Annotated in this window: 13 protein-coding genes, 1 tRNA gene and 1 rRNA gene; 7 read left to right on the forward strand and 8 right to left on the reverse strand. The window is 40.3% G+C overall.

Annotation, left to right across the window (positions count from 1 at the left end; translation table 11 throughout):
* Positions 1-182: 182 nt before the first annotated feature.
* From nusG to deoC, 4 genes are all read right to left on the reverse strand, one after another.
* Complete coding sequence (gene nusG, locus HJP15_RS12145; RefSeq protein WP_054206865.1) at positions 183-740, reverse strand: transcription termination/antitermination protein NusG; 558 nt, start codon at positions 738-740, stop codon at positions 183-185.
* A 4-nt stretch (positions 741-744) separates the two neighbouring features.
* The gene (secE, locus tag HJP15_RS12150; RefSeq protein WP_054206864.1) at positions 745-1122 is read right to left on the reverse strand and encodes a preprotein translocase subunit SecE; all 378 of its coding nucleotides are present in this window, start codon (positions 1120-1122) and stop codon (positions 745-747) included.
* Positions 1123-1254: 132 nt separating this feature from the next.
* Positions 1255-1331: transfer RNA gene (locus tag HJP15_RS12155), tRNA-Trp, on the reverse strand.
* A 141-nt stretch (positions 1332-1472) separates the two neighbouring features.
* Positions 1473-2222: a deoxyribose-phosphate aldolase gene (gene deoC, locus HJP15_RS12160; protein WP_170173876.1), complete on the reverse strand. Its 750-nt coding sequence runs from the start codon at positions 2220-2222 to the stop codon at positions 1473-1475.
* Positions 2223-2512: 290 nt separating this feature from the next.
* Here deoC and cysG point away from each other — a divergent pair, with 290 nt between their 5' ends.
* The 7 genes from cysG to HJP15_RS12195 all read left to right on the forward strand — a co-directional run bounded on the left by cysG (position 2513) and on the right by HJP15_RS12195 (position 10758).
* A complete protein-coding gene (gene cysG, locus HJP15_RS12165; RefSeq protein WP_054206862.1) occupies positions 2513-3934 on the forward strand; it encodes a siroheme synthase CysG in 1422 nt (473 codons plus the stop codon).
* A gap of 55 nt (positions 3935-3989) precedes the next feature.
* Positions 3990-4889: a sulfate adenylyltransferase subunit CysD gene (cysD, locus tag HJP15_RS12170; RefSeq protein WP_054206861.1), complete on the forward strand. Its 900-nt coding sequence runs from the start codon at positions 3990-3992 to the stop codon at positions 4887-4889.
* The gene (gene cysN, locus HJP15_RS12175; RefSeq protein ID WP_054206860.1) at positions 4889-6316 is read left to right on the forward strand and encodes a sulfate adenylyltransferase subunit CysN; all 1428 of its coding nucleotides are present in this window, start codon (positions 4889-4891) and stop codon (positions 6314-6316) included. The genes cysD and cysN overlap by 1 nt, the downstream gene beginning before the upstream one ends.
* Positions 6317-6346: 30 nt before the next feature.
* Complete coding sequence (locus HJP15_RS12180) at positions 6347-8071, forward strand: SLC13 family permease (RefSeq protein ID WP_054206859.1); 1725 nt, start codon at positions 6347-6349, stop codon at positions 8069-8071.
* A gap of 30 nt (positions 8072-8101) precedes the next feature.
* The gene (gene cysC, locus HJP15_RS12185) at positions 8102-8701 is read left to right on the forward strand and encodes an adenylyl-sulfate kinase (protein ID WP_170173877.1); all 600 of its coding nucleotides are present in this window, start codon (positions 8102-8104) and stop codon (positions 8699-8701) included.
* A gap of 3 nt (positions 8702-8704) precedes the next feature.
* Complete coding sequence (cysQ, locus tag HJP15_RS12190) at positions 8705-9475, forward strand: 3'(2'),5'-bisphosphate nucleotidase CysQ (protein WP_054456070.1); 771 nt, start codon at positions 8705-8707, stop codon at positions 9473-9475.
* Between the two features lie 794 nt (positions 9476-10269).
* The gene (locus tag HJP15_RS12195; protein ID WP_249365856.1) at positions 10270-10758 is read left to right on the forward strand and encodes a hypothetical protein; all 489 of its coding nucleotides are present in this window, start codon (positions 10270-10272) and stop codon (positions 10756-10758) included.
* On the opposite strand, the gene HJP15_RS12200 is transcribed toward HJP15_RS12195, so the two are convergent.
* The 4 genes from HJP15_RS12200 to rrf all read right to left on the reverse strand — a co-directional run.
* Entirely contained in the window at positions 10755-10916 is a 162-nt protein-coding gene (locus HJP15_RS12200; RefSeq protein WP_170173878.1) for a hypothetical protein, read from the reverse strand. The two genes, HJP15_RS12195 and HJP15_RS12200, sit on opposite strands and share 4 nt — an antisense overlap.
* Before the next feature lie 198 nt (positions 10917-11114).
* Complete coding sequence (locus tag HJP15_RS12205) at positions 11115-13940, reverse strand: P-loop NTPase fold protein (RefSeq protein WP_170173879.1); 2826 nt, start codon at positions 13938-13940, stop codon at positions 11115-11117.
* 655 nt (positions 13941-14595) lie between these two features.
* Positions 14596-15855 (reverse strand): aromatic amino acid transport family protein, encoded by a 1260-nt coding sequence (locus HJP15_RS12210; RefSeq protein WP_170173880.1) that lies wholly within the window; start codon positions 15853-15855, stop codon positions 14596-14598.
* A 416-nt stretch (positions 15856-16271) separates the two neighbouring features.
* Positions 16272-16374, reverse strand: a 5S ribosomal RNA gene (gene rrf, locus HJP15_RS12215); the annotation flags it as partial.

The raw sequence follows: 16374 nt of genomic DNA on the forward strand, positions 1-16374 counted from the left end.
TGCGCGCGAGGACGCGTACTCTAGCGGCTTCCCAGTTTAAAAATTGGTTTCTCACTTTTTATAATCAAATCAAGAAACTCTATCATTGAATACAAAAAGGCCGCTGATTATAAGTTAATCAGCGGCCTTTATCAAGTCTTATGCTGAGTAATAAATTACTTAGCATAAACTATCTAATTTTATTATTTATCTTGCTCAACTTGACCAAATTCAAGATCAACTGGCGTAGAACGACCAAAGATAAGTACCGATACTTTTACGCGGCTCTTTTCATAGTCAACTGCTTCTACTACACCACTAAAGTCAGCAAACGGGCCATCAACAACGCGTACCACTTCACCTGGTTCAAATAATGTAGCAGGTTTAGGTGCTTCTGCATTTTCTTGTAGACGGTTAAGAATACGATCTGCTTCTTTCGTGCTAATTGGTGCTGGACGATCAGACGTACCACCAATAAAGCCCATTACGCGTGCAGTGCTATTTACTAAGTGCCAGCTTGCGTCATTCATATCCATTTGTATAAGTACATAACCTGGGAAGAATTTACGCTCAGACTTGCGCTTTTGACCTGCGCGCATCTCAACAACTTCTTCAGTTGGTACTAATACTTCACCAAAGCTCTCTTCAAGACCTTCGATTTTAATATGCTCTAAAATAGTTTGTGCTACACGCTTCTCGTAACCTGAGAAAGCCTGTACTACGTACCAACGTAGTTTAATCTCTTTCTTCTCATCCGACATGGGATCAGATCTCCAATCCAGTTAAAAAGCCTACTGCGCGGAATAATACGCCATCTAATCCCCAAAGGATAAGTGCCATAATCACAGTTGCAACCATTACAATAAATGTCGTATGGGTAGTTTCTTGACGCGTTGGCCATACTACTTTACGTACTTCGATACGTGCTTCTTTGGCAAAAGCAAGAAATGCTTGCCCTTTACCAGTGAGTGAAGCAATACCTAAACCTGCCGCAACCGCAAACACTACACCAATTGCACGGTATAGAGCAGATGCATCTGCGTACATGTGATTACCAACTACTGCGCCTGCAAGTAGCGCAATTGCCACAAGCCACTTTACTGAATCCATCGCACTCGATGGTGTTTCTACATTCGTGCTCATAATATTATTACCTTAACTACAGACACAACAACCTTACACAAAGGAAAGGCTAATCCATTAAAATCTAAACTTAAAAACAGACTTATTTAAACCGATTTTTAATCTCAGACTTCACCCTCAAAAAGGATGAAATGGCAGGGGCGGAGAGACTCGAACTCCCAACCATCGGTTTTGGAGACCGCTGTTCTACCAATTGGAACTACGCCCCTGCAAAGTGGATGCCTATTATACTTACGCAATTCATTAACACAAGTGTAAAAGATACTCATATTATAAAATCTTAGCGGTTAATTAACCTCTTGATTGTAAAATGGCGAAACTGAGCCTACCAAAGCGGTAAGTTATATCTATTAGGCTTTACTTTTCAAGATGTCATACACATCTATTAACAGTCCTGATGCACCAAATCTAAATGTTGAGGTGTTTACATACTCCTTCCCCATGATATTTAAACCTAGTTGCAAATAGTTACTTGCATCAACAACAGTTTTAACGCCTCCAGCGGCTTTAAAGCCGACTGCCTTTCCTGACATTTTAATCGTCCGTAAAATAATTTCAGCCGCTTCAAGCGTAGCGTTAACTGCAACTTTGCCGGTGCTGGTTTTAACAAAGTCAGCACCACCGGCAATTGCTATTTCTGTCGCCAGTGTTATCAACTGCGCTGTTTTTAGTTCGCCGGATTCTATAATTACTTTTAATTTTACGTGTTCAGGACAACACTCTTTACTGGCACGCACATATTCTAGCGCTGTGGCTTCGTCCCCCGCGATTAAAGCTTGATACGGTAACACCAAATCAATTTCATCTGCGCCACGCTCTATTGCGATTAATGTTTCATTAATTACTTCACTTAGCTCACTGTTGCCTGAGGGAAAGTTAGTTACTGTGGCGACTTTTACATAACTAAGCTCGCGCTCAGCTAAAGCAAGCTTGGCGTCATCAACAAACTCACTATAAACACACACTGCTGCCGGAATACCTAGGTTGGGCTTAATACTAGCCACCAAGGCCTGTATTGCCGCCGTGCTATCATTACTATTTAAACTCGTTAAATCCATTAATTGCACGGCTAATGCCGCATCTACTAATTTAGTTGTCATAAATTGCGCCTAAATATTCATATACCGCTTTTTGGAATACGCATAGTATCAAAATTTAGCATTCTCGCTATAGCTCATAACCAAACACTATAAGCTATTCAAACTGAGTGATAAACATTGCAACTGCGCTCAATCCCTTGTTAACTAAGCCTTAAGCCAAATAAGCCCACCCTATATAACATTTAGTTATATAAACTGGGTTTTAATTATTTTTTACTTAGCTTGGGGCGCTATATTCTGCGCTTCTGAAGACGCATTTATATGCTGTTATTTTTCCAAGGGGTTACACGATGCAATATTTACCTATCTTTACCAAGCTAGACAACAAGCCTGTACTGGTCGTTGGTGGTGGAGAGGTCGCATTACGCAAATGTCGCGCGTTTTTAAAAGCACGCGCAAATGTAACCTTAGTAGCACCTTGGTTTTGTGATGAGTTAAAAGAACATGCGCATAATAACGAAGTCACGCTAATTGATGCTTATTTTGATGAATCGCACCTTGATGGCAAAATGCTCGTAATTGCAGCAACAGATAAAGATGCTGTCAATAATGATGTTTTCGAGTTGGCTAATGCACGAAATGTATTTGTTAACGTGGTGGATGATCAACCTAAGTGTACCTTTATTTTTCCTTCAATTGTTGATCGTGATCCGATCACTATTGCCATTTCCAGCGCTGGCACAGCGCCAGTCTTAGCACGTCGCTTACGTGAAAAACTCGAAACGCTAATTCCACAGCATATAGGCCCATTAGCAACTTTGGTTGGTAGTTTTCGTGACAAAGTAAAACAACGTTTTACAAGTTTTGCTGATCGCCGTCAATTTTGGGAGGGCGTATTTGATTCATCGGTTGTAAGTAAAGTACAAAGTGGTGATACAGCAGCAGCTGCTTCCCAACTTGAGCAGTTACTTAATATAAAACTAGCACCTGAAGGCGAAGTATATGTCATAGGTGCAGGTCCAGGCGATCCTGAGTTGCTAACATTGAAAGCACTACAATTAATGCAACAAGCTGATGTGGTCGTTTATGACTACCTAGTGTCTGATGAAATAATGGAGCTTGTACGTCGTGATGCAGATTTAATCTGCGTAGGTAAACGTTTAGGCGATCATAGTGTTGCCCAAGAAGACACGAATCAACTGCTTGTTGACCTTGCTAAGCAAGGTAAAAAAGTGTGTCGAATTAAAGGTGGCGATCCATTCATTTATGGTCGTGGTGGCGAAGAAGTACAAGTATTAGCCGCAAACCAAGTGAACTATCAAATTGTTCCAGGTATTACTGCAGCGGCTGGTTGTAGTGCCTATGCGGGGATCCCGCTAACGCACCGAGATCACGCGCAATCAATTCAGTTTGTAACTGGTCACTGTAAAAAAGATGGCCAAGAATTAGATTGGCAATCGCTTGCTAAACCACATCAAACATTAGCAATTTATATGGGTGTCATTAAGTCCCCACATATTCAAGCTCAGTTATTAAAACATGGCCGCGGCGCAGATACTCCCGTGGCTATTATTGAAAACGGCACACGCAAAAATCAACGTGTAGTTACCGGGAAGTTGGGTGAACTCGCCGATTTAATCGAACGCCATAGCATTATTTCACCGGCATTATTAATTATTGGTGAAGTTGCATCATTACATGAGCAACTTCATTGGTTTGGCACAAAAGCGCAAACCAGCAGCTTTGCTCAACCGCTAACAGATGTTGCATAAGCTTCAAATTATTTAAATATTTTAACTTTTAATCATTTTAGTAGGACGACTAACAATGGCTTTAACTCACCTTCAGCAATTAGAAGCTGAAAGTATAAAAATCATGCGCGAAGTGGCTGCTGAGTTTGAAAACCCAGTAATGCTTTACTCTATCGGTAAAGACTCTTCCGTGCTATTGCACCTTGCTCGTAAAGCGTTTTACCCAGGTAAAATTCCGTTTCCACTTCTGCACGTTGATACCGACTGGAAGTTTAAAGAGATGATTGAGTTTCGTGACCGTTTGTCAAAAGAGTATGGCTTTGACTTAATCGTCCATAAAAACCCTGAAGGCCTGGCAATGGGCGTTGGGCCATTTACACATGGCTCAGGTAAGCACACTGACATAATGAAAACTCAAGGCTTAAAGCAAGCACTTGATAAGTATGGTTTTGATGCTGCTTTTGGTGGTGCCCGCCGCGATGAAGAGAAATCTCGCGCAAAAGAGCGTGTTTACTCGTTTCGTGATAAACACCATAGATGGGATCCTAAAAACCAGCGTCCAGAGCTTTGGAATACCTATAACAGCCAGGTAAACCCGGGCGAAAGCATTCGTGTATTCCCGCTGTCTAATTGGACCGAACTTGATATTTGGCAATACATCTACCAAGAAAACATTGATATGGTGCCATTGTACCTAGCAAAAGAGCGTCCAGTTGTTGACCGTGACGGTACGCTGATTATGGTTGACGATGAACGTATGCCGCTTGCTGATGGCGAAGTACCGATGATGAAATCTGTACGTTTTCGTACTTTAGGTTGTTACCCACTTACAGGTGCCGTGGAATCTACGGCCAGTACTTTAACCGAAATTATCGAAGAAATGCTGTTATCGACTTCATCAGAGCGTGAAGGTCGTGTAATTGACCATGATTCAGCAGGTTCAATGGAGAAGAAAAAACGTGAGGGCTATTTCTAATGTCTAATCAAAATAACGACACAATTAATGAAGTAAAAGAAATAGGCATCGATGCCTACCTTGCTCGCCAGCAAGATAAAAGCCTATTACGTATGCTGACCTGTGGTAGCGTAGATGACGGCAAATCAACCCTGATTGGCCGCCTACTGCATGATAGCCACCAAATTTATGAAGATCAGCTAGCCGCCCTTCATAAAGATAACGAAAAAGTAGGTAACGCAGGCGAAGAGCTTGATTTAGCTCTTTTAGTTGATGGTCTACAAGCTGAACGTGAGCAAGGCATCACCATAGATGTTGCTTACCGTTATTTTTCAACAGCAAAGCGCAAATTCATCATTGCTGATACCCCTGGACACGAGCAATACACACGTAACATGGTAACGGGTGCGTCAACTAGTGATGTAGCCATTATTCTTGTTGATGCGCGTTACGGTGTACAAGTACAAACTAAACGTCATAGCTTCATTTGTGATTCACTGGGCATTAAACAGTTTGTGGTTGCCGTGAATAAAATGGATATCGTTGATTTTGACGAAACCGTTTATGAGCGTATTAAAGCCGAGTACTTGCACTTTGCTGAGCAACTTAATGTATCAAACATTAAGTTTGTGCCTATGTCAGCACTTAAAGGCGACAACGTAGTAACTCGTTCAGCACATACACCGTATTACACCGATAAGCCGTTGCTAGAGCTGCTAGAAGACTCACCAGCAGCTGAAACAGATACAGGCTTTGAAGCGCGTTTTCCTGTCCAATATGTAGTACGTCCTAACCTTAACTTCCGTGGTTTCCAAGGTACATTAACCTCGGGCAAGTTAAGCGTTGGAGATGCTATAAAAGTTTTGCCATCGGGTAAAACATCAAGCATTAAAGAACTAGTAACGTTTGACGGTAACTTAGATACCGCACAAGCAGGCCAAGCAATTACTATAACGCTTAACACCGAAATTGATATTAGCCGTGGCGATGTTATCGTCCCAGCTGAGTCAACCGCTACAGTGACTAACCAAGTACAAGCGAAATTGGTATGGATGCATGAAGCCCCCCTGGTTTTAGGTAAAAGCTATAACTTTAAGTTGGGCAGTAAAAACACCTCAGCCATCGTGAAAAAGATTGATCACACCATTGATGTTAACACGCTTGAACACGGCAGCGCGGATAGCTTACAGCTTAACGAAATCGCGATTGTAACCTTAGAATTGACCGAAACTATTTTGGCTGATACTTATCACAACAATCATGAAACCGGTGCATTTATCTTAATTGATCGCCTATCTAACCTAACAGTTGCAGCGGGCATGGTTGAGCAAGTTCTAACTAGCCAAGAACAGAGCGGTAACTTTAGTGATTTTGAAGTTGAGTTTAACACTTTAGTACGCAAGCACTTCCCACATTGGCAAGCGCTTGATATCTCAAAGCTTAAATAATCAACTTCGCCTGTTAAGGATATATAAAGCATGTATCAACAGCTAGTATTAACAGGCATTATGCTCACTTTAGTCGGGTGCCTTTTTGGCACGCGACTAAAGCCAGCATGGCTTTTTGTCAGTGGTATTGGTATTGCCTATCTTGGCGGTTTAATTGAACTTGAAGATATGCTTATTAACTACGCTAACCCATCACTGATCACCCTTGTGTTATTAGTGTTAGTATCGATTGCGGTAGAAAAAACCACACTCGTACAAAAGCTTGCCCAGTCATTATCAAAAGGAAGTTTAACCAGCTCAGTTACTAAACTTGGCCTTTCAACCGCCTTTTTATCCTCATTTACGAATAATACCGCCGTGGTAGCGTCGCTTATCACCGCAATTAAAGACAGCCCAACACATTCACCTTCAAAGCTGCTACTCCCGCTGTCGTATACCGCTATTTTAGGTGGCACAATCACCTTAATTGGCACCTCAACAAATTTAATCGTCAATGGCTTTGCCGTTGATGCTGGCATGGCACCACTGGGCTTTTTCGACTTTACCTTAGTCGGCTTAGGCGCGTTAAGTGTTGGCCTTATCACTATTTTAGTAATGCTAAAATACCTGCCTGACAACGGCAAAAATGACCAAGAAGTGGTGCCCTTTTACCTCGAAGGTAAAATAGAAGAAGGCTCAAAGCTAATTGGTAAAAGCGTAGAAGAAAACGGCCTACGTGAATTAAAAGACTTATTCCTCGCTGAAATTATCCGCGGCGATAAACGTATTTGCGCCGTCACGCCTCAACAAGTTATTAAAGCAGGCGATGTACTACTATTTGTTGGCGATATAAAATCAGTCCCGCTATTAACTCGCTTTGACGGTCTAAAAGTAGTCCATGACAAACATGAAAAAGACGTAGAACACCTTGTTGAAGTAGTCGTTAGTCAATCATCAAAGTTTATAGGCAAAACGGTTAAAGAAGTACGTTTTCGTGAACAGTTTCATGCCGCAGTGATTGCTATTCGCCGTGGTCACGACCGCTTGCAAGGCGGCCTTGGTAAAGTAAAACTACAAGCAGGTGATTCACTGATCCTTGCCCCAGGTAAAGACTTTTATACCTTACCTAATTTAAAGCGTGAGTTTGTGTATATCTCCGGGCTTGATTTACAAACTCATTTAGCACCTAAACAATCTAACTTAGTATTAGCCAGCTTTGCGGTGGTACTCGGTTTAAGTATTGTTGGCTATGTGCCACTGGTAAAAGGTTTACTCGTTTTATTAATCGGCTTAATGCTCACCGGCACTATAAAACTCAGTGAAGTAAAACGTCGTTTCCCAATCGAATTACTCGCAGTTGTTGGCAGCGCCATTGGTCTTGCTAAGTTAATGATAGGAACAGGCCTTGCTGGCGAAATATCGTCAGCGCTGTTTTATGTACTCGGGGATTTTGGCCCGTACGGCGCTTTTATCGCGATTTTTGTGATGACAGTATTATTTACCGAACTAATCACGAATAACGCCGCAGCTGCATTATCATTCCCTGTCGCATATGCATTGGCTATTGGCTTTAATGTTGACCCGCTGCCGTTTATTATGGCGGTTGCCTTTGGCGCATCAGCCAGTTTTATATCACCATTTGGTTATCAAACTAACCTAATGGTTTACAGCGCCGGTAACTATCGTTTAAAAGATTATGTATTAATGGGATTACCGCTTTCAATTATTTATTCAATAACGGTATTAACCCTGATCCCGCTGGTGTTTCCATTTTAAACCAGCGCACCACGAAAAGAGGCATAGCAAATGGATGAGAATATTGTTTGGCATAATTACGCAATTACCAAAACACAACGTAGCGAACACAAAAGCCATAAGCCTGCTATTTTATGGTTTACAGGGTTTTCAGGTTCAGGCAAAAGCACCGTGGCAAACGCCCTTGAAAGCGCACTAAATCAACAAGGTATTCATACTTATCTACTTGATGGTGACAACGTACGCCACGGTTTATGTAAAGACTTAGGCTTTAGTGACGAAGACCGCATTGAGAATATCCGTCGCGTAGGGGAAACCGCCAAACTCATGGTTGATGCAGGTATTTTGGTACTCACCGCATTTATTTCACCTTTTCGCGCTGAACGCGATATGGTCAGGAACTTAGTTGATGACGGTGAATTTATAGAAGTATTTTTAGACACGCCTTTAGACGTGTGTGAAAATCGCGACCCTAAAGGCTTATACAAAAAAGCCCGCGCTGGTGAAATAAAACACTTCACAGGTATAGATTCAGACTACCAAATACCTAATTCACCTGAAATAACCCTAGATACCAGTAAAAATACCCTAGACCGATCGGTGCAAGAGCTGATAGCGTATCTTAAACAACAGCAAATAATTAAAGGTTAAGCCATGAACCAAACGGAACTGCTAGAAGAAGTATTGATCCTCGCCCGCCAAGCAGGCTGTGCAATTATGGGGATTTACGAAAAGGATTTTAACGTTGAATACAAAGCTGATGAAAGCCCAGTTACCGACGCCGATCTAGCAGCCCACAAAGTGATTGCCAATGGCCTAGCCCACTTAACGCCAGATATTCCTGTATTAAGTGAAGAAAGTGCCGACATTAGCTGGGATATTCGCCAAACCTGGACTCGCTATTGGCTTGTAGATCCAATTGACGGCACCAAAGAGTTCATTAAAAAGAATGGCGAATTTACCGTTAACATCGCTTTGATTGAACACGGCAAACCAATTTTAGCCGTAGTCGATGCTCCTGCACTTGGCGTATCGTACCTAGCCGCGGAGGCAATCGGCGCCTTTAAAGACAAAGGCGACGAACGCATTGAGCTTAAGGTAACGACCAAGCCAAACAAAGGTCTTATCCGCGTAGTCGGCAGCCGCTCGCACCCGTCACCTGATTTAGCCGAATTTGTAAAACGCTTTGATGAAATTGAAATGGTCTCTAAAGGCAGCTCACTCAAACTGTGTCTAGTCGCCGAAGGCAGCGCTGATATATACCCTCGCTTAGGTCCAACCTGCGAATGGGACACCGGCGCAGGCCACGCCATTGCTGAAATCGCTGGCGCGAAGGTCACTAAACTCGACGGCAGCCCGCTTGTTTATAATACTAAGGATGAATACCTGAATCCGTATTTTATTGTTTCAGCGGTGGAAGAATAAAAGCTTTCAGCTGTAAGCTATCAGCCGTCAGTTTAAGAGCTGATCGGCGTTAAATTTATCATCGTAGGCTAGGTTAAATGCCGTGACGTAGGCTGGGTAGAGCGAAACGAAACCCAGCATGCTGAACTATAAGCTGTAGAGCTTTAAGCGGTAAGTTATAAGCGCCTCAAAACCCAACCCGTAGGAGATGGCTTTAGCCACGAAAAATCCTACACCGAACTCTATTAAAAAAACAAATTTCACCACAGAGACCACCGAGGCACTTCGCGCTGCACAGAGATTGTTTTTGTAGGTCGGGGTTTACCCCGTCACATTGTCAGACTAAAGCCAGACCGACAAGACATAAAACCGTAAGTCCAAATATACCCGTAGGAGATGGCTTCAGCCACGAAAAAGCCTACACTGAATTCTATTTAAAAAGGCAATTTCACCACCGAGCGCACCGAGGTTTGATATTCATGTTCTTTTGTAGGTCGGGGTTCACCCCGTCACATTGTCAGGCTAAAGCCAGACCTACAAGATATAAAGCCGCAAATCCAAATATACACGTAGGAGATGGCTTCAGCCACGATAAACCCTACTCGATGTTTGATTTAAAGACAATTTCACCACAGAGCTCACCGAGGCGCTTCACGCTACACAGAAGTTTAATATTTGTATTATTCTGTAGTTCGGGATTTACCCCGTCAGATTTTAGACTAACCCTAACCTACAAAGGTAATGACAATAAACGGTACAAAGGATTGTCTTAGTTTGCTACTCTGCTCTTCTCGAAAACGGACTTGTGAGAATTTATGAAAATTTTCTATATATTACCCTTGCTGTGCTACTTTTACTCAACATCTGCCTTATCACAGAGACAAAATATCACTGATTATCTAACTATCGAATATCAGAATTCAATAAAAGCATATGACGCTAAGCTTGAAAAATGCCAACAAACTGAAGTCACTATTACACCAAATGATGTTAAGCATATTTCGGATGATTGGGCTGTATTAAGTAGTGCTCTATCCTATCATTATGCTAAAACTCAAGACTTGTGTGCACGTGATGAATTGGAAAGGTATTCTTTACTTTCGGCTAAATTACAGGCTTTAAAAGACACTGATAAACCGATGCTTGATAAATATAATCAGTTGCTTATGGCCATCCCTTTAGCCTATGAGAGAACTAAAGCCGATTACTTTATATTGCCACAAGGTATGCGTAAACAGTTTTCAGATTTAGAAAAGTTAAATAAACCATTTAACTTGATGAAGACAATGGATAACTTCGATTAGCCAAACTTTAATAAAGCGATTTCAGTGCTAGTTGCACCACCGTAGGCTGGGTAGAGCGAAGCGAAACCCAGCGCAATCGGGCTGCGGCAGTATTGCGACTCAGCCACAGCAAATAAATCAAGACCAATTTCATCACTGTGTACACCGAGACGCTGCACAAAGGTTTAAAGTATTCTTTTGTAGGTCGGGATTTATCCCGTCACATTTTTCAGGCTAAAGCCAGACCTACAAGAAAAAACCACAAGTCCAAATCCCCACGGGAAATGGCTTTATCCACGAGACAACCTACACTATATTCTAGTTGAAAAGGTAGTTTCACTACAGAGAACACCGTTCTCTTAGGCTGTAATGAAGTTTCAACATTTATCTAAACCTAATTTTTTTATGGCTTTGTCGATTAAGTCAGTATCTCTTTCATTAGCTTTTAATTCAGAAGCTCTTCCGCTAAGCTCTTTTTTCTGGTCATCCGAAAAAGCTGATATATGTTCTCGGAACATGTCTATTTCATCTTTAAATCTACATGTATTTGCTTCATCTATTAAATACTTTATAGACCAAATGTTTTTATTGTTCATTAAAACTTCTAGTTCATTTTTGACTTGTATATTTGCAACGCTAAGTTTACTCGAAACTAGCTGCGACCAAGTCAAAAACTTTATACAAGTCAAGAAAGAAGTTTTGGATAACTTATGTGCATTTTCATTTAAAAAGTTTGCTATATTAACACCTTGAAAAATTTTATTGCTTTCATTTTTTGCTTCCCTTCTATCCTCTTCATTTATATAATCTCTAAAATCTTTTTTATTAAAAATTTGCTGTAATCTTTCCAATTGTCGTTCAAGCAACTTTTCTCCGCTTTCTAATTCAACTAGCTTATACAAAACTTTTTCCAAATTATTATTATTGATGGTTTGCTTTGTATACTCCTCAAAAAGGCCGTCAGTCAAAAAGCCATTTTTATCTTTTCCAATATTCTCTAAAACATCAAAAACTATTTTTTCTACCCTACCTTGGTACTTATTATTAGTAAAAAGTATCCGGCCAAAACGCTCAAATGCCTCTTGCCATCGATAATCGCCACAGATATTTATTGCTAATTCCTTCGTTGATAAGGATTTTATGGAATCAATAGAAGTTTGATCTCTAATTTCATTTTCAGGAACCGTTTCCAATAAAATACGCTTTAAATAATCAACAGTGTTTGGCTTTATACCCAAATGTTGCTCACCACTACCATTATTACTTTTAATGCCATTTCCGCTTTTTTCACTTACCTCTCCTGTTAGATTTAATAACTCCTTAAAAAATGCATTATAGAGATGTATCGCACCATCATTTGTAAAATCAGCTATCAATTCGAAGAGAATTTCGTTAACTGTTTTTTGCTTGCCATCTTCTATTTTTGCTACTGGTAACGACTTCCCATTAACTAAGCTTGTGTATGAATTTACAAAAGCATTAAATAACGCAGGTTCAGCTTCCCGTAAGGTAGCTAGTAATAACAAAGCTCCAAAATCAATTTCCCCTAATAATTTATTTTTAGTCCAACATCTATTTACACGTCGCATAACGCGTTTCAACATCCGAATTGAGTCTATAAAATTATTAGAAATAGTTACTGGATGATAATGATTTCCATGAAAAGCTAGTGGGTTTAATTTAAAGTACTGCTCAGCACTATCTATGAATGAATGTGGTAATAACATATTATTTTCAAAGACTTTCTCTGTACATAACTTTACCCACGTAAGCAGTCTTTTCTTAGAGTCGTGGTGAGCTATTGTCTCTACATGGTCAGCTAACTTGTTTTGTATCTCAATATAAAAAGGCTTTGTATTGCCCATCGCGATTATAAAGTTGATACGACTTAAATTTTTATTTTTTAGCCTATCCAACAGTGCAGCTATATCATTTAGGCGCTTTTCGTTCTCATCGCCAGTGCCGCGATCGACGTCTTGCAGGGTGATCAGTAATTTGTGGTTGGTAACTTCAAGAACATCATTAAGCTTTTGAAAGCTTTGCTCAATATCAACGGGGCCTGCGAGCAAGGTGGATACAAACTGAAATACGCTGCCGCCTGATTTTAGGGCTTCGGTATAGTGTTTTGGTAACGCGCGAAAGGCGCACATGTCAATGTGCTGGCTGATATCATCGATAATATGACTCAATATTACATGTGCAACGCCGCCACTGGCTGCGCCCCACGTTGATATATCACTGTGTATCCAATTAATCTTATTTTGTTGCTCTACTTTTAGCTTCTCTTCATCTGATAATGCAGCTTCTACACTTTTAGATTTTTTAAGTTCGTTTTCTATTGCTGCGACAATGCTACTTTTACCACAACCAAATGGCCCACATAGTGCGATGTGCTGCGCGATATCTTCTTCATATTTATCACCACCGTTACGAAGCCGCTCGGTAATACGATTAGCGTAAACCTGCAAGTCAGGCTCTAGCTTACCTGTTTCTTTAATAATTGAGTCGTCATTAAACCAGTCTTTAAAATCATCTAATGTCTTAAAATCATTTGAACTAAGGTTTCTTGCACACTCCAAAGTTATTTGATTACGACTCCATTTGGCTTTGATGCATTCATTTACATACTTGCCTATCAAAAATATTGCAGAGAATATGTAAATATCTACAGCTATAAAAAGCGGCCAACTAAAACCCGCATGACAGATATGCCAATAAATGAAAACTGTACTAATCACTGCTATAAGCGAAAAGCAAACAACAAAATTAAGACGAATTCTTTCATTACTTTGTTGGTAAGCTGTAACTATGGAAGAACCTAAAATTGATAAGATGAAATACTTAAAACAAGAACTAGCCGCTATTAACGGCTGTACATTTGAAGTGAAGTAAAAAATCGAACCTATAAGAATTATCGACAACCATAAACTTATCGTCACCGGTGGATATCGCCAGTTAAACCCAATACTGCGTTTGGCGTGGGAGATATAAAACTTATCCAGCATTAGCTTGATGCCTATGCCTGCTAAAAACGCGAAACTATAATGCAGCGCGGGGCTTGTATTTAAAATACTACCCCAGCTTGCGTAGGCTTGCTGTACAAAACTGACGTTACTTAAAAATACTGTAATCGTGGCCGCGGTAATTGCGCACAATAAAAGGGATAACCAACGCTGGGCTGGAATGGAAAGAGACTGCGACAATGTAATATCCTTATAAGTAAACAAGTTGAACTTATCCAGTCTATACTTAATTACTTGAAATTAGAAATAACGAGCAACTACATACTTTAAATCGAGCTTTAATCCTCCGTGTAGCGCGCAGGGCCTCCAACCCTCAGTGGTTCTATTTAATTACTTTGACCTGCTGTTTTCAGTTTTAATCTCACCTATAAGTGATGGTTTAAATAATAAAGCATCTTACACTGCATTTTATTTGAAAAGATAATCACACTATAAAACACCAAGGTGCTAGACAGACAATAAACCATAAGCTGTGGCGATTTAAGCGGTAAGATATAAGTCAGAATTATCACTTGTAGGAGATGGCTTTAGCCACGAAAAAGCCTACACCGAATTCTATTTAAAAAGACAATTTCACCACCGAGCGCACCGAGGTTTGATATTCATGTTCTTTTGTAGGTCGGGATTCATCCTGTCACATTTTTCAGGCTAAAGCCTGACCTACAAGATGTAAAACCGTAAGTATAAATCCCATGTAGGAGATGGCTTCAGCCACGAAGAGCTCTGTACTGCATCTATTTGATAAACAATCCCACCACTTCGAAAATCAACTCACCTAAAAATACTAAAAACCCCGCTAACTTTCCTTGCGGGGCTGTTTAGATCTATATTTCAGTTACCTAATAAAGCTATATAGCAATGCCATTACGGCAAGAACGCCGACAAACAATACAAATAATGTGCTAAAGCGGCCACGGTATTTTTGTAATGCGGGGACTTTATAAACGGCAATCATCGGCATGATGAATAAGATCATCGCAATAATTGGCCCTGAAAGCTTATCCATCATATCTAAGATGCTTGGGTTTTGAACTGCACAAAACCAAATTGCAAAAAACATGATTGCAACACCAATCTTATCTGCTATTTTAACGTCTAATTTAGTTTGCTTTGTTACAAGACCATTAAAGCTTTCACGTGCTCCTAAAAAATGACCCAAGAATGAAGATGTAATAGCAATAAATGCAACTAGAGGACCTAGCGTTGCTATAAATGAATTATCAGTTACATTTGCAAGGTAAGATAAAACTGACACATTTTGTGCTTTAGCTTGTAACATTTGCTCTGATGTTAAAGAAAGCACACACGAAAATACAAACAGCAGTACAAACACGATTAAAAGTAAGCTGGTACGCTTCAAAATCGCTTCAGACTTAGCTGTAGCTTCCTTACCATAGTGACCTCGCTGTATATTTGCAAAGCTTGAGATAGCCGCAGCATGGCTAAAAGAGAACACTATAATAGGAATTGATAACCATAATGTTTGGCTAAAGCTACCAAACTCTGGGAAACTCATATTTGGCATTTGCCAGCTAGGAATTAAATACAAAGATAAAAAGAATAATATGCCAACCAACGGGTATACCAATATTGCAAAGGCACGTAGCATTAGCTTTTCGCCACCTAACATTAGGCTTATCATACCGGCGACTAACACACCTGAGAGTAACACTCGAGGAGGAGATTCCATACCAAGCTGATTAACTATAAAGCTATCAACCGTATTGGTTAAACCTACACCATAAATAAGTAAAATTGGGAAAATAGATAAAAAATAAAGTAACGAAATTAAACGTCCTGCGTTTACGCCAAAATGCTCTTCAACAACATCAGTAAAGTCCGCATCTTTATTTTTTGACGACAATACAAAACGCGCTAAACCTCGATGAGCTAAAAAAGTCATAGGAAAAGCTAAGCAAGCTAAAATCACCAACGGCCAAAAACCACCAATCCCTATATTTATTGGCAGAAACAAAATACCAGCACCCACGGCAGTACCAAAAAGACTCAACACCCACTGGGTATCATGAAAATTCCATTTAGATTTGCTTGTTGTCGATGCCTCAAATTGCGCAGCATCAGTGGAAGAATTCATGCACTTCACCTATTAGAATAATAATTTGGCAAGAGCATATAGAAGTCAGCTAAAAATTTCAGGTTTTGACGATGCAATTAAGTAAATAATGCTAAATATGCTGTAATTGATGAGTTACTAACTGTCACTAATTTGAAACAGTCGTGAAATCAAAATTAAAATCCAAATAGAGGAAATAGATTTACTCGTTTCCATATTAAAATAAATCATATGTAGAGCTGTAAAATCACACACACTATTTGAGCTCACTCAGTAAGATGTAGGTCGTGATTTATCGCGACAACCGATATGTGAGGGTATATCGCTTTCAGATGAACGCCTGAGTGACACTGGTCACCTTGCACCTTGCTCGCTTTTTCACTTTCCTGCAGACGTAAAAAAGCCCGACTCAGTGAGTCGGGCTTTCTTTATTTGGAGCCTGGCGATGACCTACTTTCACATAACAAATGCTACACTATCATCGGCGCTGTTTCGTTTCACTACTGAGTTCGGCATGGGATCAGGTGGGTCCAAAACGCT

Origin of the sequence: Pseudoalteromonas sp. NEC-BIFX-2020_002 (assembly GCF_013002825.1) — a bacterium.
GTDB classification, from domain to species: Bacteria; Pseudomonadota; Gammaproteobacteria; order Enterobacterales; family Alteromonadaceae; genus Pseudoalteromonas; species Pseudoalteromonas neustonica.